The sequence below is a fragment of the Streptomyces torulosus genome, from assembly GCF_001419765.1.
GTDB classification, from domain to species: Bacteria; Actinomycetota; Actinomycetes; order Streptomycetales; family Streptomycetaceae; genus Streptomyces; species Streptomyces torulosus.
Genome location: NZ_LIRK01000272.1, coordinates 22,440 through 43,032 on the forward strand (window position 1 = coordinate 22,440; position 20,593 = coordinate 43,032).

18 protein-coding genes are annotated in these 20,593 nt (G+C 71.8%); 8 read left to right on the plus strand and 10 right to left on the minus strand.

Annotation, left to right across the window (positions count from 1 at the left end; all coding sequences use genetic code 11):
* Nucleotides 1-3: 3 nt before the first annotated feature.
* Genes AOK23_RS19685 through AOK23_RS19695 form a run of 3 tightly spaced genes read right to left on the minus strand, consistent with a single transcriptional unit; the run spans nt 4 to nt 3,610 of the window.
* Nucleotides 4-1,068 carry an iron-containing alcohol dehydrogenase family protein gene (locus tag AOK23_RS19685; RefSeq protein WP_055714010.1) on the minus strand — a complete coding sequence of 355 codons (1,065 nt, stop codon included), beginning with the start codon at nt 1,066-1,068 and terminating at the stop codon, nt 4-6.
* Nucleotides 1,056-1,808 carry a phosphocholine cytidylyltransferase family protein gene (locus tag AOK23_RS19690; protein WP_055537839.1) on the minus strand — a complete coding sequence of 251 codons (753 nt, stop codon included), beginning with the start codon at nt 1,806-1,808 and terminating at the stop codon, nt 1,056-1,058. Before AOK23_RS19690 ends, AOK23_RS19685 begins: the two co-directional genes overlap by 13 nt.
* Nucleotides 1,805-3,610 carry a DUF5941 domain-containing protein gene (locus tag AOK23_RS19695; RefSeq protein WP_055714011.1) on the minus strand — a complete coding sequence of 602 codons (1,806 nt, stop codon included), beginning with the start codon at nt 3,608-3,610 and terminating at the stop codon, nt 1,805-1,807. Before AOK23_RS19695 ends, AOK23_RS19690 begins: the two co-directional genes overlap by 4 nt.
* Before the next feature lie 339 nt (nt 3,611-3,949).
* On the opposite strand from AOK23_RS19695, the gene galE reads away from it, so the two are divergent.
* The 3 genes from galE (at nt 3,950) to idi (ending at nt 6,882) form a co-directional block, all read left to right on the plus strand.
* Nucleotides 3,950-4,939 (plus strand): UDP-glucose 4-epimerase GalE, encoded by a 990-nt coding sequence (gene galE / locus AOK23_RS19700; protein WP_055714012.1) that lies wholly within the window; start codon nt 3,950-3,952, stop codon nt 4,937-4,939.
* Nucleotides 4,940-5,073: 134 nt separating this feature from the next.
* Nucleotides 5,074-6,012 carry a cation diffusion facilitator family transporter gene (locus AOK23_RS19705; protein WP_055714013.1) on the plus strand — a complete coding sequence of 313 codons (939 nt, stop codon included), beginning with the start codon at nt 5,074-5,076 and terminating at the stop codon, nt 6,010-6,012.
* 276 nt (nt 6,013-6,288) lie between these two features.
* Nucleotides 6,289-6,882 carry an isopentenyl-diphosphate Delta-isomerase gene (gene idi / locus AOK23_RS19710; RefSeq protein WP_055714030.1) on the plus strand — a complete coding sequence of 198 codons (594 nt, stop codon included), beginning with the start codon at nt 6,289-6,291 and terminating at the stop codon, nt 6,880-6,882.
* Nucleotides 6,883-7,005: 123 nt separating this feature from the next.
* On the opposite strand, the gene AOK23_RS19715 is transcribed toward idi, so the two are convergent.
* A complete protein-coding gene (locus AOK23_RS19715; RefSeq protein ID WP_055714031.1) occupies nt 7,006-7,515 on the minus strand; it encodes an ATP-binding protein in 510 nt (169 codons plus the stop codon).
* A gap of 173 nt (nt 7,516-7,688) precedes the next feature.
* Nucleotides 7,689-8,390, minus strand: coding sequence for an HdeD family acid-resistance protein (locus AOK23_RS19720; RefSeq protein ID WP_079049572.1), 702 nt, complete (start codon nt 8,388-8,390; stop codon nt 7,689-7,691).
* A 69-nt stretch (nt 8,391-8,459) separates the two neighbouring features.
* On the opposite strand from AOK23_RS19720, the gene AOK23_RS19725 reads away from it, so the two are divergent.
* Nucleotides 8,460-9,203 carry an enoyl-CoA hydratase/isomerase family protein gene (locus tag AOK23_RS19725; protein WP_055714014.1) on the plus strand — a complete coding sequence of 248 codons (744 nt, stop codon included), beginning with the start codon at nt 8,460-8,462 and terminating at the stop codon, nt 9,201-9,203.
* A 21-nt stretch (nt 9,204-9,224) separates the two neighbouring features.
* Here the strand turns inward: AOK23_RS19725 and AOK23_RS19730 are convergent, their stop codons facing one another.
* Together AOK23_RS19730 and AOK23_RS19735 are read right to left on the minus strand one after the other, a co-directional pair.
* Nucleotides 9,225-9,860, minus strand: coding sequence for a DJ-1/PfpI family protein (locus AOK23_RS19730; RefSeq protein ID WP_055714015.1), 636 nt, complete (start codon nt 9,858-9,860; stop codon nt 9,225-9,227).
* 10 nt (nt 9,861-9,870) lie between these two features.
* The gene (locus AOK23_RS19735) at nt 9,871-10,830 is read right to left on the minus strand and encodes a GlxA family transcriptional regulator (protein WP_055714016.1); all 960 of its coding nucleotides are present in this window, start codon (nt 10,828-10,830) and stop codon (nt 9,871-9,873) included.
* Between the two features lie 150 nt (nt 10,831-10,980).
* Here AOK23_RS19735 and AOK23_RS19740 point away from each other — a divergent pair, with 150 nt between their 5' ends.
* From AOK23_RS19740 to AOK23_RS19745, 3 genes are all read left to right on the plus strand, one after another.
* Entirely contained in the window at nt 10,981-11,850 is an 870-nt protein-coding gene (locus AOK23_RS19740; RefSeq protein WP_055714017.1) for an SCO6745 family protein, read from the plus strand.
* 166 nt (nt 11,851-12,016) lie between these two features.
* Entirely contained in the window at nt 12,017-12,160 is a 144-nt protein-coding gene (locus tag AOK23_RS48475) for an LPFR motif small protein (protein WP_169800313.1), read from the plus strand.
* Between the two features lie 249 nt (nt 12,161-12,409).
* The gene (locus tag AOK23_RS19745) at nt 12,410-14,788 is read left to right on the plus strand and encodes a Tex family protein (protein WP_055714018.1); all 2,379 of its coding nucleotides are present in this window, start codon (nt 12,410-12,412) and stop codon (nt 14,786-14,788) included.
* Between the two features lie 111 nt (nt 14,789-14,899).
* On the opposite strand, the gene AOK23_RS19750 is transcribed toward AOK23_RS19745, so the two are convergent.
* Together AOK23_RS19750 and AOK23_RS19755 are read right to left on the minus strand one after the other, a co-directional pair.
* Nucleotides 14,900-16,540 (minus strand): ABC-F family ATP-binding cassette domain-containing protein, encoded by a 1,641-nt coding sequence (locus AOK23_RS19750; protein WP_055714019.1) that lies wholly within the window; start codon nt 16,538-16,540, stop codon nt 14,900-14,902.
* A gap of 166 nt (nt 16,541-16,706) precedes the next feature.
* Nucleotides 16,707-17,735 carry a hypothetical protein gene (locus AOK23_RS19755; protein ID WP_055714020.1) on the minus strand — a complete coding sequence of 343 codons (1,029 nt, stop codon included), beginning with the start codon at nt 17,733-17,735 and terminating at the stop codon, nt 16,707-16,709.
* Nucleotides 17,736-17,801: 66 nt separating this feature from the next.
* Here AOK23_RS19755 and AOK23_RS19760 point away from each other — a divergent pair, with 66 nt between their 5' ends.
* Nucleotides 17,802-18,752 (plus strand): FAD-dependent oxidoreductase, encoded by a 951-nt coding sequence (locus AOK23_RS19760; RefSeq protein ID WP_079049573.1) that lies wholly within the window; start codon nt 17,802-17,804, stop codon nt 18,750-18,752.
* Nucleotides 18,753-18,807: 55 nt separating this feature from the next.
* On the opposite strand, the gene AOK23_RS19765 is transcribed toward AOK23_RS19760, so the two are convergent.
* Nucleotides 18,808-20,532 (minus strand): BCCT family transporter, encoded by a 1,725-nt coding sequence (locus AOK23_RS19765; RefSeq protein ID WP_055714022.1) that lies wholly within the window; start codon nt 20,530-20,532, stop codon nt 18,808-18,810.
* Nucleotides 20,533-20,593 lie beyond the last annotated feature (61 nt).

The following is a 20,593-nucleotide window of genomic DNA, read 5'->3' on the forward strand; positions in this document are numbered from 1 at the left end:
AGCTCAGCTACCGATGGCTTTGGCATAGTCGGCGTATGCGTCCTTGATCTGCTCGGTGCTCAGTTCGAGGTGCTCGAGGATGGTGTACCGGCCCGGCCGGGTCTGCGGCGCGAACTCCACGACCTTGACGAACTCGTCGATGGTGAAGCCGATCTCCTCCGGGAGGACGGGCAGCCCGTGGTGCCTGAGGACCTCGGTCATCTGGCCGGCGATCTCCTTGTCGCCCCGCAGGAACGTGGCGAAGGCGCCGCCCAGTCCGCACTGCTCGCCGTGGAGGGCGTTGCGCTTGGGGAAGCTGAGGTCGAAGGCGTGGCTGATCTCGTGGCAGGCGCCCGAGGCGGGACGGCTGTCGCCGGCCACGGACATGGAGATCCCGCACAGCACGAGGGACTCGGAGAGGGTCGTGAGGAAGTCGTCGTCCCCGATGCCGCCGGGGTGGCGGAGCACGGCCTCGGCGGCCTGGCGGGCCATCGCGGCGGCCAGTCCGTCGACCTTCTCGCCGGTCTCGCGGCTGGACAGCTCCCAGTCGGCCACGGCGGAGATCTTGCAGATCACATCGCCGATACCGGCCCGCACGAAGCGCACCGGGGCCTCACGGATGACATCGAGGTCGATGACGATCCCGATGGGGTTCGGCACACCGTACGAGCCGCGGCCCGCGTCGTTGTCGAGCGTGGCGACCGGGGAGCACAGGCCGTCGTTGGCGAGGTTGGTGGCGACGGCTACCAGCGGCAGGCCCACCCGGGCCGCGGCGTACTTGGCGCAGTCGATGACCTTGCCGCCGCCGAGCCCGACCACGGCGTCGTAGTGACCGCCCTTCTTGATCGAGTCGGCGAGCCGTACGGCGCCGTCGATGGTGCCGTCGGCGTCGCTGAACCAGTCCGCCTCCGGGAACGCGGGGGCGAACCGGTCGCGCAGCGCCGCGCCGGAGCCGGCGCTGATCGCGAAGGCCAGCCGGCCCGACGGCGCGATGCGCTGGTCCGACAGGATCGTCGCCAGATCATCGAGCGCGCCGGGACGGATGTCCACGACGACCGGCGAGGGGATGAGCCTCGTCAGTACTGGCACGCGATCTCACGTCCCTTGGCGAGGTCGTCGTGGTTGTCGATCTCGACCCACTTGACGTCGCCGATGGGGGCCACGTCGATGCGGAAGCCGCGGTTCACGAGCTCCTGGTAGCCGTGCTCGTAGAACTGCTGCGGGTCGGTCTCGAAGACCGTCTTCAGCGCGTCGGCCAGCTCGTCGGCGGCCTCGCCCTCGATGAGGGTGACGCCGATGTACTCGCCGGTCGCCTCGGCCGGGTCCATCAGCTTCGTGATCTTCGTCATGCCGCCCTCGGGGCCGACGACGACCTTCATCTCCTCGTCGGCGAGGGACTTCACCGTGTCGAGCGCGAGGATGATCTTCTTGTCGCCGCCGCGGGCGGCGAGCAGGGTCTTCTCGACGGAGACCGGGTGCACGGTGTCGCCGTTGGCGAGGATCACCGAGTGCTTGATGGCGTCACGGCCGCACCACAGGGAGTAGGCGTTGTTCCACTCCTCGGCCTTGTCGTTGTCGATCAGGGTGATCTTCAGGCCGTACTTCTGCTCCAGCGCCTCGCGGCGTTCGTAGACGGCCTCCTTGCGGTACCCGACGATGATCGCGACCTCGGTCAGGCCGATCTCGGCGAAGTTGCCGAGCGTGAGGTCGAGAACGGTGAGGCTGTCCTCGTTGCCCTCGGGGCCGACCGGCACCAGAGCCTTGGGCAGGGTGTCGGTGTAGGGGCGAAGACGCCGTCCGGCGCCGGCCGCCAGCACGAGGCCGATCATGCGGGTTCTCCTTCATCGTGTACGGCGGGTGCGCCGGTTTTATGGGCGGTCACCCAGAAGCGGATGCTCTCGAGGAGCACCACGAGCGCCACGGCCACGGCGAGCACCGTGAGCGCGACCTTGAAATCTGTGGGCGCGAGCAGCGCGGCCAGGACGGTGACCAGCAGCGTCCTGCCTTCGTGACCGCCGATCACCCGCACCAGCCACCGCGGCGGCGCGCCAGCGTCACCGCGGATGCGGTACACCGTGTCGTAGTGATGGTAGGCGACGGCCGCCACCAGCCCGAAAGCCGCGGGAAGGGCTCCGTTCACGTCGGCTTCGGCCGCCAGTACCAGTACGGTGCCGTATTCGGCCGCCCGGAACAGCGGGGGAACCAGCCAGTCCAGGGCGCCCTTGAGGGGGCGCTCGACGGCTTCCGCCGACAGCAGGACGTACAGCCCGGCCGCGAGGACGACCTGCCAGGACGGGCCCCAGACCCAGGCGGCGGTCACCACGGCCGCGGCTCCGACGGCCGCGCTGAGCAGTGCCGTCTTGCGCGGGGGGCCGGGCAGGAGCCGCGCCAGCGCCTCGGAGAGCGGGCCGCTGTCGGCGAGGTCCGCCAGTGCCTGGGCCGCCCGGTCGGTGCGCTGTGCCTTGCGGGTCAGCGAGCGCAGCACGCGGCCCGCCGTGGTGTAGGTCGCGGCGAACGCGCAGCCGATGAGCAGCGCGTAGAAGGTGATGCGGGGGGTGGTGACCGCCGTGAGGACGGCGATCATCGCCCAGCGCTCGCCGATGGGCAGCACGATCATCCGGCGCACCCACACCGTCCAGCCGACGCTGTCGAGCTTGTCGGAGAGGGCGGCGGTGGGGCTGGTGTTGGCGGTGGCGTCGTGGTTCGCCTCGTTGAAGGAGAAGTCGACGACGTGGCGGCAGGTCTGGAGGACCATCGCGGCGAGCGCGAGCGCCCATACGTCGTCACCGCCGCGGGCGGCGCCGAGCGCGAGGCCCGCGTAGTAGGCGTACTCCTTGGCGCGGTCGAAGGTGGCGTCGAGCCAGGCGCCGAGGGTCGAGTACTGCAGCGAGTAGCGGGCCAGCTGGCCGTCGGTGCAGTCGAGGACGAAGGAGAAGATCAGGAGCAGGCCGGCGGCGACGAATCCGCCGCGGGTGCCGGTGGCCGCGCAGCCCGCCGCGATCAGGGCGGTGATCAGCGAGGCGGTGGTGACCTGGTTCGGGGTGAGGCCGCGGCGGGCGCACCAGCGGGCGAGGTAGCGGGAGTAGGGGCTGATGAAGTGCGTGGTGAAGAAGCCGTCGCGGGACTTCACGGCCGTCCGCAGCCGTACGGCCTCGTCGTCGACGGCGGCGAGCGCCTGGCGGGCCTCGTTGCGGGTCTGCGGGTCGGTGGGGACGACGGCGACCAGGGTGCCGAGGTCGGGCCGGTGCAGGGCGACGCCGTCGGCGTCGAGGGCGGCGACCACCCGGTCGGCGACGCTGTCGACGGCGACGGCGGTGCTGCCGCTCGCGTCGGAGTTCTCGCGGGCCAGCGCGCGGGTGAGGGCCTGGCGGGCGGCGGGCCGCACGGTCACGGCGCCGGGCAGGGCGGCGGCGTCGAAGCGGGGGTCGGTGAGGCCGAGGCGCAGGGCGTGCACGTGCCCCACGAACCGGGCGTCGACGATCGCGACCCGCTGACCGGCGGGAACGGTGGCCAGGAGCGTCTCGGCGTCACCGGCGTCGGAGGCGACCCGCACGTCGAAGCCGAGCGACCGCAGATCGCCCTCCAGCGACGATCCGGGGACCGGCTGACCGGTGAGGATGGCGGTCGACAGACGAACTCACTCCCTGGGTGCCGACGCGACCGCGCCGGGCATGTGCGTGGTGGGGACGCCCCGGCCCGCTACGGCCCGGCGGCGTGTCGGCAGAGGTTATCGGATGAAGGGAAACGAGGATTCACCGCCCGTTCACGGCCCGATCAACTGGGCCTGCTGGGCTCCGCCGCGATCATCATCGGGGATCCGAGGGGCACGCGACAAACTCCGATTCGCATATCGGCTCATAGGCGATATACGGCGAAGCCCGCACGACATCACACCAGGTTCAACAAATTCCAACATAAGCAAACAGAAAACATCAGCATGATCCCGGGGACCCGGTTAAGGTAGGTGCCCATGACTTGGCTGATCACAGGCGGAGCCGGATATATCGGCGCACACGTGGCGAGGGCCGTGGCCGACGCCGGAGAACAGGTGGTCGCGCTCGACGACCTCTCGGCGGGTGTCCCCGGTCGCCTCCCCGACCGCATCCCGCTCGTCCACGGCTCGGCCCTGGACGGCGACCTCCTGAAGCGGACCCTCGCCGAGCACGCCGTGACCGGTGTGGTGCACCTGGCGGCCCGCAAGCAGGTCGGCGAGTCGGTGGCCCAGCCGACGCGCTACTACCAGGAGAACGTGGGCGGACTGGCCACGCTCCTGGACGCGGCGGCGGGCGCGGGCGTGAAGCGGTTCCTGTTCTCCTCCTCCGCCGCCGTGTACGGCAACCCGGATGTGGACCTCATCACGGAGGACACCCCCTGCGCGCCGATGAGCCCCTACGGCGAGACCAAGCTCACCGGTGAGTGGCTGGTCCGCGCGGCGGGCCGGGCGCACGGGATGGCCACCGTGTGCCTGCGCTACTTCAATGTGGCCGGCGCCGCCGAGCCCGCCCTCGCCGACACCGGCGTCTTCAACGTGATCCCGATGGTCTTCGACCGCCTCACCCGGGACGAGGCGCCCCGCATCTTCGGCGACGACTACCCGACCCCGGACGGCACCTGCGTCCGCGACTACATCCATGTCGCCGACCTCGCGGAGGCTCACCTCGCCGCGGTCAGGCGGCTCGGCACGGAGGGCGCGTCCGGCGACCTGACCGTGAACATCGGACGGGGCGAGGGCGTGTCGGTGCGCGAGCTGGTCACGCTCGTCGGCGAGGTGACCGGCGACCGCCGGCCCGCCCTCGTCGAACCCCGGCGCCCCGGTGACGCGCCGCGCGCCGTCGCCTCGGCCGCGCTGGCCGAGCGGGAACTGGGCTGGACGGCCCGGCGCGGGGTACGCGAGATGGTCGAGTCGGCATGGGCGGGCTGGTGCCTGCACCGCGGTCTCCGACCAGATCCCCGATCATGAACCCTGACCTGCGTATCGTTTCCGCAGGTCAGAGCACATGACAACGGTGTTCAGTGCCGCGTTGCCCTATACCCCCCACCCGTAGTTGACTGTGATCCCGGAGCCGGACACACGGACACGGAAGGGCGGATTCCATGGGGGCTGGGCACGATCACGGGCACGCGCATCACGCGCCGACCAGTGGTACGGCGGCAGCGGCGTACCGCGGGAGGCTGCGGATCGCGCTGTCGATCACGCTCACCGTCATGGTGGTCGAGATCGTCGGCGGAGTCCTCGCCGATTCCCTCGCGCTCGTCGCGGACGCGGCGCACATGGCGACGGACGCGGTGGGTCTCGGCATGGCGCTCCTCGCCATCCACTTCGCCAACCGCCCGCCGAGCGGCAACCGCACCTTCGGTTACGCCCGCGCGGAGATACTCGCGGCCCTCGCCAACTGCGTGCTGCTGCTCGGTGTCGGCGGCTATGTGCTCTTCGAGGCGATCCAGCGTTTCATCACACCGGTCGGCACACAGGGCGGACTGACCGTCGTGTTCGGCGCGGTCGGCCTGGTCGCCAACATGATCTCGCTCACCCTGCTGATGCGGGGCCAGAAGGAGAGTCTGAACGTACGGGGCGCCTTCCTGGAGGTGGCCGCCGACGCGCTCGGCTCGCTGGCGGTGATCGTCTCCGCCGTGGTCATCCTGCTCACGGGCTGGCAGGCCGCCGACCCGATCGCCTCGCTGATCATCGGCGTGATGATCGTGCCGCGCACGGTGAAGCTGCTGCGCGAGACCCTGGACGTCCTGCTGGAGGCGGCGCCGAAGAACGTCGACATGGCGGAGGTGCGGGCCCACATCCTCGCCCTGCCCGGCGTCGAGGACGTCCACGACCTGCACGCCTGGACCATCACCTCCGGCATGCCCGTGCTGTCCGCCCATGTCGTGGTCGGCTCCGACACGCTCGACGCCATCGGCAACGAGAAGATGCTCCACGAGCTCCAGGGCTGCATCGGCGACCACTTCGACGTCGAGCACTGCACGTTCCAGCTGGAGCCCGGCGGACACGCGGAGCACGAGGCGAAGCTCTGCCACTGATCGCGCCGCTGATCCCCGCCACCGCTCCACGCCACTGATCCACGCCACTGATCCACGCCACTGATCCACCGCTGATCCCTGCCCCGGAACCCGACCACCGATGACGCGCGCGGCCCGCCTCGTGCGTGCATCCGGGTACGCCGTCCAGGGGGCGCGCGATCCATGGGTGTCCCCGCCGGGGGTGCGGGGGTAGGACATGCGGGTTGGCGTGAAGTGCCAGGAGTGCCGGTTCCCTACGGCAGACTTGGGGCTCGAGGAACGAAGCGAAGGATGGGCATGCCGATCACACCTGCCACCGCGATGCACGACGCACCGGACAGCACCACGGAAGCGATCCTGCTGGAGCTGGTCGATGAGGAGGGCACGACGATCGGCACGGCGGAGAAGCTCTCCGCGCACCAGCCGCCCGGGCAGCTGCACCGGGCGTTCTCGGTGTTCCTCTTCGACGAGCGGGGCCGGCTGCTGCTCCAGCAGCGCGCCCTCGGCAAGTACCACTCCCCCGGAGTCTGGTCGAACACCTGCTGCGGCCACCCCTACCCCGGCGAGTCCCCGTTCGCGGCGGCCGCGCGGCGGACGTACGAGGAGCTCGGGGTGTCCCCGGCGCTGCTCGGCGAGGCGGGCACGGTCCGCTACAACCACCCCGACCCGGACTCGGGCCTGGTGGAGCAGGAGTTCAACCATCTCTTCGTGGGGTTGGTGCGGTCCCCGCTGCGCCCGGACCCGGAGGAGGTCGGGGCCACGGCCTTCGTGACCCCGCAGGAGCTCGCCGAGCGGCACGCCCAGGACACCTTCTCGGCCTGGTTCATGACGGTGCTGGACGCGGCCCGCCCCGCGGTCAGGGAGCTGACGGGCCCCTCCGCGGGCTGGTGAGCCAGCTCCGCTAGTGCTGTGACCGGAAAGGTTTGCNNGTACTGGATGTACTCGGGTCATGCGACAACGCCGCGAGGTGCCGTGCCGGGCGTCGCGAGCCGGTGAACCTTTCCGGTCACAGCACTAGAGGGGGTGCGAGGGTTTGAGCGGCAGGGTGACCCAGATCACCTTGCCGCCGCTCGCGGTGTGCTCGACATCGCAGACCCCGCCGGCCTCCCTGGTGATCTCCCGCACCAGCAGCAGCCCCCGCCCGCCCAGCCGGCCGTGATCGGTCTCCAGGGCGGTGGGGCGATAGGGGTGGTTGTCCTCCACCGCGACACGCACCCACTCCGCTCCGACCCCGACCTCGACGGCGAGCGTGGGCGAGAGCACCGCCGCGTGCTTGACGGCGTTGGTCACCAGCTCGGAGACGATCACCATCAAGCCCTGGACGAGGTCGTCCGAGATCGGCACGCCCTGACGGGCCAGCAGGTCTCGGACGGCGCGCCGCGCCTGCGGCACCGAGGCGTCGACGGCGGCCGCGGTGAACCGCCAGACCCCTTCGTACGGCAGCGGTCCCGGCGGCCTCAGGCCGTCGGGAGCGTGCCCGCCGACTCCAGGGCGTGGGTCGCCCCCGCGCCCTCGGTCGTCCATGGTCCGGTCGCCGCCCTTGCGCTCGATTGTCACCACACGTTAAGTGTTGGCGACTCTACGCCGTCCACGGATGACTGAACACAAGTCAGCACGTATCGACGTTTTCCCGACCGATCTCGTTCCGGACGACCAACAGAATGAACGATTCTGCCGGGCGGGTGCCGCTTTGGGAACTATTCGGGTTGTACGGGTTCGGTGCCGTGCCCGCTCTTCCCGCCCGTCTGCCGGTGACTCTCCGTGATTTTCTCCGAGACCAGGCCCACGATGCGCCGCCCCCCGAACCCGGTGGCGATCAGCCCGAGGCCGTCGAAGAGCAGGGCGAGCGAGAAGAAGGTGCCGATGACGTACTTGCTGCTGCTCGGCCAGGTGGCGAGCACCAGGATGCCGAGGAGCAGGTCGAACGCTCCCTGGAGCAGCGTCCAGCCGAACTGAGGGCCGCGGACGACGAGGCTGCCGACCAGCCGGAACAGTCCGCCGGTGAGGAACAGCAGCGCGGCGAACATGGTGAGCGCCTCTGCCCCCGCCTCAGGGGTCTTCAGGACGACCACACCGGCGGCGATGTTCAGCGCGGCGACCACGACGCCGAGCCAGAAGAAGTGCGTGCCTCGGGCCTGCACCGCGTGCAGCAGGCCGATCACGCCGCCGATCAGCAGCAGCCAGCCGAAGAGGATCATGGTGGTCAGGGTGGCGAGGCCGACGTAGCACAGCCCGACGACGCCCGCGATCACCAGGACCACGCCGAGCGCGGCGATCCAGCCGAAGTCCCGGCCCAGTTTGGCGGTGTCCGCCTCCGCGTCCCCGATGGCGCGCCTGCCGGTCGCGGGGTTCGTACCGCGCGGGGCGTGCGTGTCCTTGGCGTGCCTGGATCCGAGCATGCGGGGCCTCCCTCGCGTTCGGGCCCCTTCTTGATCGTATGGGTGCGGGGGGTGGCTAGCATCCGGTGCATGGACCCTCAACTGCTGCATTCCACCGCCGACGGGGTCGCGACGGTCGTGATCCACCACCCGGCCAAGCGCAACGCCATGACGGCCGGGATGTGGCGGTCGCTGCCGCCGCTGCTCGACCGGCTGGCCACCGACCCCTCCGTACGAGCGCTGGTGCTGACCGGGGAGGGCGGGACGTTCTGTGCGGGGGCCGACATCTCCACGCTACGGCAGTCGCCGGGCGAGGCCCAGGGGTTGGCGCTGCGGGCCGAGGAGGCGCTCGCGGCCTTTCCCAAGCCGACGCTCGCGGCGATCCGGGGGCACTGTGTGGGCGGGGGGTCGCAGCTCGCGGCGGCCTGTGACCTGCGGTTCGCGGAGGAGGGGTCGCTGTTCGGGATCACCCCCGCGAAGCTGGGGCTCGTCTATCCGTCGTCCTCCACCCGGCGGTTGGTGTCGCTGGTCGGTCCCGGTACCGCCAAGTACCTGCTGTTCTCCGGTGAGTTGATCGACAGCGAGCGGGCGCTGCGTACGGGGCTGGTGGACGAGGTGCTGCCCGGGGGCGGGCTGGCGGAGCGGGTCGCGGAGTTCACCCGGGTGCTGGTCTCGCGCTCCCGGCTGACCCAGGCGGCGGCCAAGGAGTTCACCGACGGGCGGACCGACCGGGACGCCCACTGGGCCGAGCAGGCGCGCGGCAGCGGCGACGCCGCGGAGGGCGTCGCCGCGTTCCTGGAGCGCAGGGCGCCCCGGTTCACCTGGACGGTGTGAGGGGCCGGAGCGGCCCGAGGGTCACATCAGGGCGAAGCGGCTGTTGGTGCGGAACTCCTCCACGAGGTGGGCGGGCGCCTTGTGCGGGGCGCCCGCGTCGTACGGCGGCTGCGGGTCGTACTCGGTCATCAGCTGGACGGCCTGGGCGTGCTCGTCTCCCGCGATCCGGCCGATCAGGGTGAGGCCCATGTCGATGCCGGAGGAGACCCCGGCCGCGGTGACGTACTTACCGTCGAACACGACCCGCTCCCCCGTCGGCTCGGCGCCGTACTGCTTGAGGAAGTCCAGCGCCAGCCAGTGCGAGGTGGCCCGGCGGCCTTCGAGGAGGCCGGCGCCGGCCAGGATCAGGGAGCCGGTGCAGACGGAGGTCGTCCAGGTGCTCGTACGGTCGGCCGCGCGCAGCCACGCGAAGAGGGTCTCGTTCTCCATCTGCGCGAACTGGCCGGGCCCGCCCGGCACCACGACGACGTCGGGGGCCGGGACCTCGGCGAGCGTCCTGTCCGCCGTGAGGGCGAGCGCGCCGGTGTCGCTGCGGACGGGGCCGGTCTCCTCGGCGACGAAGACCAGTTCGGCGTCGGGGAGACGGCCGAGGGTCTCGTAGGGGCCGACGGCGTCGAGGGCGGTGAAGCGGTCGAACAGGACGATCGCGATCTGCATGGGGTTCCCTTCAGTGGGTGGGGGCGGAAGCCGGCCGGAAACGGCGGCGGTACTCCGCCGGGGCCGTGCCGAGGGCCTTGACGAAGGCCCGGCGCATGGCCTCGGGGGTGCCGTAGCCGCAGGCGCCCGAGATCTCCTCGACGCCGTCGGAGGTGTCCTCCAGCAGCCGGCGGGCGTGTTCGAGGCGGACCCGGTCGACATAGCGGCCCGGGGTCATGCCGGTCTCGGCCTGGAAGGCGCGGGCGAAGTGCCGGGGTGAGAGGCGGGCGCGGGCCGCCAGCGTCTCGACGCTCAGATCGCCGCCGGGGTGCTCGGTGATCCACTGCTGGACCTCACGGAGCGGTGCCCGGCGCGCGGTCTGCGCGGCGAGCTGGGCGCTGAACTGGGCCTGGTTGCCGGGGCGGCGCAGAAAGACGACCAGGTGGCGGGCAATGTCGAGGGCGACCTCGCGGCCGAGGTCCTCCTCGACGAGCGCCAGCGCCAGGTCTATGCCCGCGGTGACCCCGGCGGAGGTGGCGACATGGCCGTCGCGGACGTAGATGGGGTCCGGGTCGACCTCCACCGACGGATGGTCGCGGGCCAGCTTGTCGCAGTACGCCCAGTGGGTCGTCGCCCGGCGGCCGTCCAGGAGGCCCGCCTCGGCGAGCAGGATCGCGCCGGTGCAGACCGACACCAGGCGCTCCGCGCGCGGGCCGTGCTCCCGCAGCCAGGCGACGATGTCGGGGGCGGGGTCGCGGGTGCCCTGGCCGCCGGGGACGAGCAGGGTGTGCGGGGTGGCCGACGCCGTCAGCGCCTGGTCGGGGACGACGGTGAGGCCGCTGGAGGTGCGCACCGCGGCGCCGTCCAGGGAGGCCGTGCGGATGCGGTACGAGCCCGGGGCGTGCAGCTCACCGCCCTGGAAGACCTCCAGGGGGCCCGTGACGTCGAGACTCTGCACGCCGTCGAAGAGGACGACCAGGACTGTGCGCATGTCTCGATTCTTGGGAGCCCGGGCGAGGGCCGCAATGACGAGTACCCCACCTTTCCTGCCATCGGCCGCGGGCCGGGCGGCGCGGGGGTGAGCAAGGGCACGTGGGGCCTCTCCCACCCGGCGAACCGACCAGTCGGTAACCTGCGGGGCATGACGTCTTCCTCCCTGCCGGAGCGCGCCGAGCGGCGCTGCCACAACCTGCTCAATCCGTTCCACTCCGCGCACTACTTCTCCCCGGACCTCGGGCGGGAGCTGGGCGCCGCTGGGGTCGAGCACCCGAGCGCGGCGTACTTCGCGGTGCGGGCCGCCGCCATGGGCCCGGTCGGACCGGGCGTCGTGACGGCGACGTTCTTCAACTTCCGGCACGAGTTGGTGGCGCGGCATGTGCCCGCCGTGTGGGAGACGGCCTCACCCGCGGTGGTGCTGGCGGCCCGCGAGCGGGTCGTCGACGCGACGCTGCGGCGGCTGCTCGGCGAGGAACGGATCGGCTCCAAGGAGGTCGCGGAGGCGGCCGAGCTGGCCCTGCGCGCCACCGAGGCGTGCGTCCGGACGGCGCGCCCCCTGTACGCCGCGCACGCCGACCTCCCGATACCCGAGCGCCCGCACCTGGCGCTGTGGCACGCGGCCACGCTGCTGCGGGAGCACCGGGGCGACGGGCACCTCACGGTCCTCCTCGGTGCCGGGCTCGACCCGGTCGAGGCGCTGGTCAGCCACACCGCCACCGGCAAGGGCATGTCCCCGAAGTGGATGCTCGGCACCCGCGGCTGGACGCGGGCCGACTGGGAGGCGGCCCGCGGGCGGCTCCAGGAGCGCGGACTGGTGGACGGTGAGGGCGAGTTGACCCGGGCGGGCGTCGCGCTGCGCGAGGAGATAGAGACGGCGACGGACCGCCTCGACCGGGCCCCGTACGAGCATCTGGGCGCGGCCGGCGTGGAACGCCTCACCGAGCTGATGGGCGGCATCGTGCCGCCGATGCTCGGCGCGGGGGCGTTCCCGGAGGGGATGATCGGCAAGAAGTGACCGGGCCGGGGCGGCGCGTCGGCCGGGGCGGCGGCACACGGACAGGTCGGCGGCACGCCTGTGGTCCGGCTCTCCGGCCGACCTGCGCCGTTCACGCATGAAGGAAGCGGGACGCGGTACCCGTGCTCTCCCGGCCCGGTCGGCCGGGAGAGGAAAGGGGAAGTACGTGTTCCGTGCGATCGCAGATGTGTTGCGGCAGATCGGAGGGGCCGTCGCCACGGTGGTGACCCTGCCGTTCCGGGCCGTGGCCCGGCTGTTCGGCGGCGCCTCCAGCTCCACGCGCCGCACCGGACGCGCCCGCCGGGCCTGACCCCGGCCGAGCCGCCGACCGAGGGAGCCGGACGCGACTCCGCGTCCGGCTCCCGGCATGCCCGGGCCCCGCTCCCCGAGCCTCCGGACCCACTCCCCGGTTCGCCCGGGTCCTGTTGCCCGGTCCGCCCGGGTCGTGCTCCCTCGTCCTTCCGGTCCGGTGACCGGCACGCGCCGCCCTGATCCCCCGTTGTCGGCGTCACCTGCCACAATTGCCGCGCAACCTCAGTGGAGAAGGCGGTACGGGATCGTGACGACACCCGGATCCATCGAAGTAGGGTCCATCGAAGGCAGGATCGCCGAGGAACTCGGCGTACGGGAGCGGCAGGTGAAGGCCGCGGTGGAACTGCTCGACGGCGGTTCGACCGTTCCCTTCATCGCCCGCTACCGCAAGGAAGCGACCGAGATGCTCGACGACGCGCAGCTGCGCACGATCGAGGAGCGGCTGCGGTATCTGCGCGAGCTGGAGGACCGCCGTGCGGCGATCCTCGACTCGGTGCGTGAGCAGGGCAAGCTGACACCCGAGGTGGAGGCGCAGATCCGCGGCGCCGAGACCAAGGCGCGGCTGGAGGACATCTACCTGCCGTTCAAGCCGAAGCGGCGTACCAAGGCGCAGATCGCCCGCGAGGCGGGGCTCGAACCGCTCGCCGAGGGCCTGCTGAGCGACCCGACCGTGGAGCCGTCGGCCGCCGCCGCGGCGTTCGTCGACGCCGACAAGGGCGTCGCCGACCCGCAGGCCGCGCTGGACGGCGCGCGGGCCATCCTCACCGAGCGGTTCTCGGAGGACGCCGACCTGATCGGCGAGCTGCGCGAGCGCATGTGGGTACGGGGCCGGCTGGCGGCCAAGGTCAAGGACGGCAAGGAGGAGGCGGGCGCCAAGTTCGCCGACTACTTCGACTTCGCGGAGCCGTTCACCGAGCTGCCCTCCCACCGCATCCTCGCGATGCTGCGGGGCGAGAAGGAGGATGTCCTCGACCTGGTCCTGGAGCCGGAGGAGCCGACGGACGGCCCGTCGTCGTACGAGGGCATCATCGCGCACAAGTTCGGGATCGCCGATCGTGGGCGTCCCGCCGACAAGTGGCTCACGGACACCGTCCGCTGGGCGTGGCGGACCCGCGTCCTCGTGCACCTCGGTATCGACCTGCGGCTGCGGCTGCGCACGGCCGCCGAGGACGAGGCGGTCAACGTCTTCGCGGCGAACCTGCGCGACCTGCTGCTCGCCGCCCCCGCCGGGACCCGCGCGACGCTGGGCCTCGACCCCGGTTTCCGTACGGGTGTGAAGGTCGCCGTGGTCGACGCGACGGGCAAGGTGGTCGCGACCGACGTCATCTACCCGCACGTTCCGGCCAACAAGTGGGACGAGGCCATCGCCAAGCTGGCCCGGCTCGCCAAGGAGCACGCGGTCGAGCTGGTCGCCATCGGCAACGGCACGGCGTCCCGCGAGACCGACAAGCTCGCCGGTGAGCTGATCACCCGGCACCCGGAGCTGAAGCTCACCAAGGTGATGGTGTCCGAGGCGGGCGCGTCGGTGTACTCGGCGTCGGCGTTCGCCTCGCAGGAGCTGCCCGGGATGGACGTCTCGCTGCGCGGTGCCGTCTCGATCGCGCGGCGGCTGCAGGACCCGCTCGCCGAGCTGGTGAAGATCGACCCGAAGTCGATCGGCGTCGGCCAGTACCAGCACGACCTGTCCGAGGTGAAGCTGTCGCGCTCGCTGGACGCGGTCGTCGAGGACTGTGTGAACGGCGTCGGCGTCGACGTGAACACGGCCTCCGCGCCGCTGCTCGCGCGGGTGTCCGGCATCTCCTCCGGTCTCGCCGAGAACATCGTGGCCCACCGGGACGCCAACGGTCCGTTCCGGTCCCGTTCCCAGCTGAAGGGCGTGGCACGGCTCGGCCCGAAGGCGTACGAGCAGTGCGCGGGCTTCCTGCGGATCCGGGGCGGCGACGATCCGCTGGACGCGTCCAGCGTGCACCCGGAGGCGTACCCCGTGGTGCGGCGGATGGTGAAGGCGGCGGGCAGCGAGGTCGCGGCGCTGGTCGGCAACACGGGCGTGCTGCGGTCGCTGAGGCCGGGTGACTTCGTGGACGAGACGTTCGGTCTGCCGACCGTGACGGACATCCTGAAGGAGCTGGAGAAGCCGGGGCGCGACCCGCGGCCCGCCTTCAAGACGGCCACGTTCAAGGAGGGCGTCGAGAAGATCTCCGACCTGGTCTCCGGGATGGTGCTGGAGGGGGTCGTGACGAACGTGGCGGCCTTCGGTGCCTTCGTGGACGTCGGGGTGCACCAGGACGGGCTCGTGCACGTGTCCGCGATGTCCAAGACGTTCGTGAAGGACCCGCGGGACGTCGTCAAGCCCGGCGACATCGTCAAGGTGAAGGTCCTCGACGTCGACATTCCGCGCAAGCGGATCTCGCTGACGCTGCGGCTGGACGACGAGGCGGCGCCGCAGGGCCAGTCCGGCGGGGGCGCGCGGCCGCAGCGGGGCGCCCGGGCTCCTCAGCAGCGGCAGGGCCGTGGCGGCGGTGGCGGTGGCGGTTCCCGGCAGCAGGGCTCCGCGCCGGCTCCGTCGAACAGCGCGATGGCGGACGCGCTGCGCAAGGCGGGGCTGCTGGACCCGAAGCGCCGCTGAACCGACCGGTGCGGTGCCGCTCCTTCCGGTGCGGTGCCGGCCGTGTCGGTGCCGGGCGCCCCGTTCGCGGGGTGCCCGGCACCGGTGTGCCGCAAGGCCGTGGCCCGCGGCTCAGTTCTCCGTGACCTTGCCCGAGGTCACCTCGAAGCGCCTGGTCACCCGTACCGCGTCGAGCATGCGGCGGTCGTGGGTGACCAGGAGCAGGGTGCCCTCGTAGGCGTCGAGGGCGGACTCCAGTTGCTCGATGGCGGGCAGGTCGAGGTGGTTGGTGGGCTCGTCCAGGACCAGGAGGTTCACGCCCCGGCCCTGGAGCAGGGCGAGGGCGGCGCGGGTGCGTTCCCCGGGTGAGAGGGTCACGGCCGGGCGCAGGACGTGGTGGGACTTCAGGCCGAACTTGGCCAGGAGGGTGCGGACCTCGACCGGCTCGGTGTCGGGCACGGCCGCGCAGAAGGCGTCGAGGAGGGACTCGGGGCCGTGGAAGAGCGCGCGGGCCTGGTCGACCTCGCCGACGAGGACACCGGAGCCGAGGGAGGCGTCGCCCGAGTCCAGCGGGATCCGGCCCAGCAGGGCGCCGAGGAGCGTGGACTTGCCCGCGCCGTTGGCGCCGGTGATGGCGACGCGGTCGGCCCAGTCGATCTGCAGGGACACCGGGCCGAAGGCGAAGTCGCCCCGCTTCACCTGCGCGTCGCGCAGGGTCGCGACGACGGCGCCGGAGCGAGGGGCCGACGCGATCTCCATGCGCAGCTCCCACTCCTTGCGCGGCTCCTCGACGGCATCGAGGCGCTCGATCATGCGCTGGGTCTGCCGGGCCTTGGCGGCCTGTTTCTCGCTGGCCTCGCTGCGGAACTTGCGGCCGATCTTGTCGTTGTCGTTGCCCGCCTTGCGCCGGGCGTTCTTGACGCCCTTGTCCATCCAGGAGCGCTGCATCTGGGCGCGGTCCTGGAGCGCGGCCCTCTTGTCGGCGTACTCCTCGTAGTCCTCGCGGGCGTGCCGCCGGGCCGTTTCGCGCTCCTCCAGGTACGCCTCGTAGCCGCCGCCGTAGAGGTTGATCTGCTGCTGCGCCAGGTCGAGTTCGAGGACCTTGGTGACGGTGCGGGTGAGGAACTCGCGGTCGTGGCTGACGACGACCGTGCCGGCCCGCAGGCCGCTCACGAAGCGTTCGAGGCGTTCCAGGCCGTCGAGGTCGAGGTCGTTGGTGGGTTCGTCGAGGAGGAAGACGTCGTAGCGGGAGAGGAGGAGGGAGGCGAGGCCGGCGCGGGCGGCCTGGCCGCCGGACAGGCCGGTCATCGGCTGGTCCAGGTCGACGGCCAGGCCGAGGGAGTCGACGACCTCCGCCGCCCGCTCGTCGAGGTCGGCACCGCCGAGGTCGAGCCAGCGCTCCAGGGCGGCCGAGTACGCGTCGTCCGCGCCCGGCGCCCCGTCCACGAGCCCCTGGGTGGCGTCGTCCATCACGCGCTGGGCCTCCGCGACCCCGGTGCGGCGGGCGAGGAACTCCCGGACCGTCTCGCCCTCGCGGCGCTCCGGCTCCTGCGGGAGGTGCCCGACGGTGGCCGTGGGCGGGGACAGCCGCAGCTCTCCCTGTTCCGGCGGGAGGAGCCCGGCGAGCAGCCGCAGCAGCGTGGACTTGCCCGCGCCGTTGGCGCCGACCAGCCCGATCACGTCGCCGGGCGCGACCACGAGGTCGAGCCCGGAGAAGAGGGAGCGGTCGCCGTGGCCGGCGGCGAGGTTCTTGACGACGAGGGTGGCGGTCACAGGGTGCGATCCTAACGACCCGCGGCCGACCGACAACCGCGGCCCGTCACCGCCCCCACGGCGACCCTCACCTCCGGTCAGCGCCCCACGGGCACCCCCGCCTGCGGTCACCGCCCACAGGCATCCTCACCTCCGGTCGCGGCCCCACAGGCACCCCCGCCTCCGGTCACCGCCCCATCGGCTCCACCAGCACCGTCCCCGTGGTCCGGGCCACGATGAACGACTCCCCCTTCACGGACTTCGCGTCCAGCCCGATCCGGTGCTGCCCCGCCGGCAGGATCCCGTCGAAGAACCGGTAGGTGTGCGTCCGGTACAGCCGGTCGAGACGGTACGCGGTCAGCTCCACCCGGCAGGTCGAGGTGATCTCGATGCCGGCCTGCCCGTCCGCCGCGATCAGCCGGGTGAGCCGGCGCTGTCGGGCCGGGCTGCGGTCGAGCGCGTTCTCGATCTGCGCGACGAGAAGCGGAATGATCGGGGCGAACCCGTCGACGTACGCGACCTCCACCCCCGCCCGGTCGAAGGCGCGCCGCACCGCCTGCCGGTCCTGCTCGCCGACGGCCCGGCCGAAGACGACCGCGCCGTAGCCGCGCAGTTCCTCGTCGGGCACGCCGGCGGCGTCGTGCGCTATGTCGGCGCCGATCCCGATGGCCCGCAGGGCGGCGGCGAGTTTGGCGAGGACGGCGACCCGGGCACCGATGAGGAGGACCCGTCGGCGCGGTGGCGTCTCGTCGGCGTCCTCGCGCAGCAGCGACTGCAGGGCGCTCCGGTACTCGGCGCCGTGGAACCGGAAGGGGCCGATGCCGGTGTAGCCGTTCAGTCTGAGGTCGGCCTCCTCGTCCGTCTGCCAGGCGAAGTCGCGCCACACGTAGTCGTCGCCGTCCCGCTCTATCACCGCGGTCACGGCCCCGCAGGCGAGGTCCGCGCACTCGGGGCAGCCGTAGATGACGTACCGGCCGCCGGTGAGGGGAGCGTCGGCCTCCAGGAGCAGGCCGCGCACCTGGGCGGTGAAGATCGAGGGCGGGACGTCGGAGGCGAGCGGGGAGACGGCGTCGAGGTCGGAGAGCTGGAACAGCAGCGGGCGTCCGTCGACGATGAAGTCCACGAAGTCCCGGTGGGCTTGGTAGGCACCGTCGGCGAGGACGCCACCGGCGCGGATCGCCGGTGCCAGGCCGAAGGTCGCGTACTCGGCAGACATGGTGTGAGTATCCCCACAAAACCAGACTTGTGAGCACGGCATGACATATTCCGTTAACGTCCCCTCGTGACCAAGGAATCGAACAGCGATGTGATCGTGGTCGGTGGCGGTGTCATCGGTCTGACGACGGCCGTCGTCCTCGCGGAGAGCGGCCGACAGGTACGCCTCTGGGCACGGGAGCCCGCGGAGCGGACCACGTCCGCCGTGGCGGGCGGGCTGTGGTGGCCGTACCGCATCGAGCCGGAGGCGCTCGCCGGCGCGTGGGCGCTCGTATCGCTGGCGGTGTACGAGGAGTTGGCGGCGCGGCCGGACGAGACGGGCGTACGCATGGTCGAGGGCGTACACGGCGAGACCACACTGGACGGACTCGGGACGTGGGCCTCGCGGGTGGCGGGGCTGCGGGCCGCCACGGCACAGGAGTACGCGGGGACCGGGTTGTGGGCGCGGCTGCCGGTGATCGACATGCCGGTCCATCTGCGGTGGCTGCGCGAGCGGTTCGTCGCGGCGGGCGGAACGGTCGAGGAGCGCGCGGTCACGGATCTCGGGGCGGTCGACGCCCGGGTGGTCGTCAACTGCACGGGGCTCGACGCCCGCGACCTGGTGCCGGACCCGTCGGTGCGGCCGGTGCGGGGGCAGTTGGTGGTGGTGGAGAACCCGGGGGTCACCACCTGGATGACGTCGGTGGATCACGCCGACGCCACGAGCACGTACTTCATTCCGCAGCCGGGCGGGTTGATCCTCGGGGGGACGGCGGAGGAGGACGCGTGGTCCATGACGCCGGATCCCGTGACCGCCGAGGCGATCGTGCGGCGGTGCGCGGCCGTGCGGCCGGAGATCGCGGGGGCGCGGGTGATCGAGCACCGGGTGGGGCTGCGGCCGACCCGGCCCGCCGTACGGCTGGAGCGTGAGCGTGCGGCGGTCGGGCGGCTGTTGGTGCACAACTACGGGCACGGCGGGGCGGGCGTGACGGTGGCCTGGGGATGCGCCCGGGAGGCCGCGGAACTCGCCGCCGGGTGACGGCGAGGCCGGGGCAGGGGGCGCCGGACCGGTCCGGCGCTCCCCCCGGTGGCGGTCATTCCTTGCGGTGTCCGATGGGGTCGCCCTCGATCTCCGTTCCCTGCCCCGGACCGACCCTGATCTCGAACTCGCCGTCGTAGCGCTTGTGGCCCTCGATGACCGCGAGTTCGACGGCCTCGGAGGCCATCTCCTCCCGCACGATCACCGAGTCGCGGCGCAGGTCGCGCATGAGCGCCACACACATGCCGATCATGACCAGGACGAACGGGGCGGCCGCCAGGATCGTGAGGTTCTGCAGGCCGGTGAGGGCGTCGCCCTGGCCGCTGCCGACCATGAGCATGATCGCGGCGACGGCTCCGGTGAGGACACCCCAGAAGACGACGACGAAACGCCCCGGTTCGAGGGCGCCGCGCTGGGAGAGCGTGCCCATGACGATGGAGGCGGCGTCGGCGCCGGAGACGAAGAAGATGCCGACCAGGACCATCACCAGCAGACAGGTGACGGTGGCCGCCGGGAACTGGTTGAGGACCGCGAACAGCTGGCCCTCGGGGGTGGACTCGTCGCCGAGTCGGCCCTGGTCCTGGAGCTTCATGGCCGTGCCGCCGAACACCGCGAACCACACGAGGCTGACCGAGCTGGGGACGAGGATGACGCCGCCGATGAACTGGCGGATGGTGCGGCCACGGCTGATGCGCGCGATGAACATGCCGACGAAGGGCGTCCAGGAGATCCACCACGCCCAGTAGAAGACAGTCCAGCTGCTCAGCCAGTCGGCCACGCCCTTGCCGCCGGACGCCTCGGTGCGGCCGGCGAGCTGCGGCAGGTCACCGAGGTAGGAGAAGACCGAGGTGGGCAGGAGGTCGAGGACGAGGATGGTCGGGCCGGCCACGAAGACGAAGAGGAGCAGGGCCAGGGCCAGCACCATGTTGGTGTTGGACAGCCACTGGATGCCCTTCTCCACGCCGGACACCGCGGAGGCGACGAAGGCCAGGGTCAGCACGGCGATGATGCCGACGAGCAGCCCGGTGCTCACCTTGTCCATCCAGTCCAGCTCCCGCGCGCCGGAGCCGATCTGGAGCGCTCCGAGGCCGAGGGAGGCCGCCGAGCCGAAGATGGTGGCCACGATGGCGAGGATGTCGATGACCCGGCCGCCGGTGCCGTTCGCGTGCTTCTCGCCGATCAGCGGGGTGAAGACGGCGCTGATCGTCTGGCGGCGGCGCTTGCGGAAGGTGCTGTAGGCGATGGCGAGGCCGACCACCGCGTAGATCGCCCAGGGGTGGAGCGTCCAGTGGAACAGCGTGGTCGCCATCGCCGTCTCCATGCGCTCACCGGCCACCTCCGGGTTGGTGCCCGGCGGGGGCGTGGTGAAGTGCGCGAGGGGCTCGCTGACGCCGTAGAACATCAGACCGATGCCCATGCCGGCGCTGAACATCATGGCGACCCACGACACCGTGCGGAACTCGGGCTTCTCCCCCTCCACACCGAGGTGGATACGGCCGTAGCGGCTGGCGGCGAGCCACAGGGCGAAGACCACGAAGCAGGAGGCGGCCAGCATGAACGCCCAACCGCCGTTGTGGATGAGGCCGCTCAGCATCTTGCCGGAGACGCTCTCCAGCGAGTCGGTGGCGAGGGCACCCCAGAGCACGAACGCCAAGGTCAGTGCTGCCGTCACGCCGAACACGACGCGATCGGTTCTGGGCCGCCCGCCGCCGGGGAGACCCGCCTCCGAGCCGGGAAGCAGGCCTCCCCCGTGGTGGGTGGTGGTGGGATCGTGCGTCACAGGTGGAACCCTTCCGCGAGTGGCTGGAACTGAGCTACTCCTGCCCAGCGAGCCCTACCGC

Coding starts and splice junctions, on each gene's coding strand:
- AOK23_RS19690 (WP_055537839.1), bottom strand. CDS start 1,808: ATGATCGGCCTCGTGCTGGCGGCCGGCGCCGGACGGCGTCTTCGCCCC.
- galE (WP_055714012.1), top strand. CDS start 3,950: ATGACTTGGCTGATCACAGGCGGAGCCGGATATATCGGCGCACACGTG.
- AOK23_RS19705 (WP_055714013.1), top strand. CDS start 5,074: ATGGGGGCTGGGCACGATCACGGGCACGCGCATCACGCGCCGACCAGT.
- idi (WP_055714030.1), top strand. CDS start 6,289: ATGCCGATCACACCTGCCACCGCGATGCACGACGCACCGGACAGCACC.
- AOK23_RS19715 (WP_055714031.1), bottom strand. CDS start 7,515: ATGGACGACCGAGGGCGCGGGGGCGACCCACGCCCTGGAGTCGGCGGG.
- AOK23_RS19720 (WP_079049572.1), bottom strand. CDS start 8,390: ATGCTCGGATCCAGGCACGCCAAGGACACGCACGCCCCGCGCGGTACG.
- AOK23_RS19725 (WP_055714014.1), top strand. CDS start 8,460: ATGGACCCTCAACTGCTGCATTCCACCGCCGACGGGGTCGCGACGGTC.
- AOK23_RS19730 (WP_055714015.1), bottom strand. CDS start 9,860: ATGCAGATCGCGATCGTCCTGTTCGACCGCTTCACCGCCCTCGACGCC.
- AOK23_RS19735 (WP_055714016.1), bottom strand. CDS start 10,830: ATGCGCACAGTCCTGGTCGTCCTCTTCGACGGCGTGCAGAGTCTCGAC.
- AOK23_RS19740 (WP_055714017.1), top strand. CDS start 10,981: ATGACGTCTTCCTCCCTGCCGGAGCGCGCCGAGCGGCGCTGCCACAAC.
- AOK23_RS19755 (WP_055714020.1), bottom strand. CDS start 17,735: ATGTCTGCCGAGTACGCGACCTTCGGCCTGGCACCGGCGATCCGCGCC.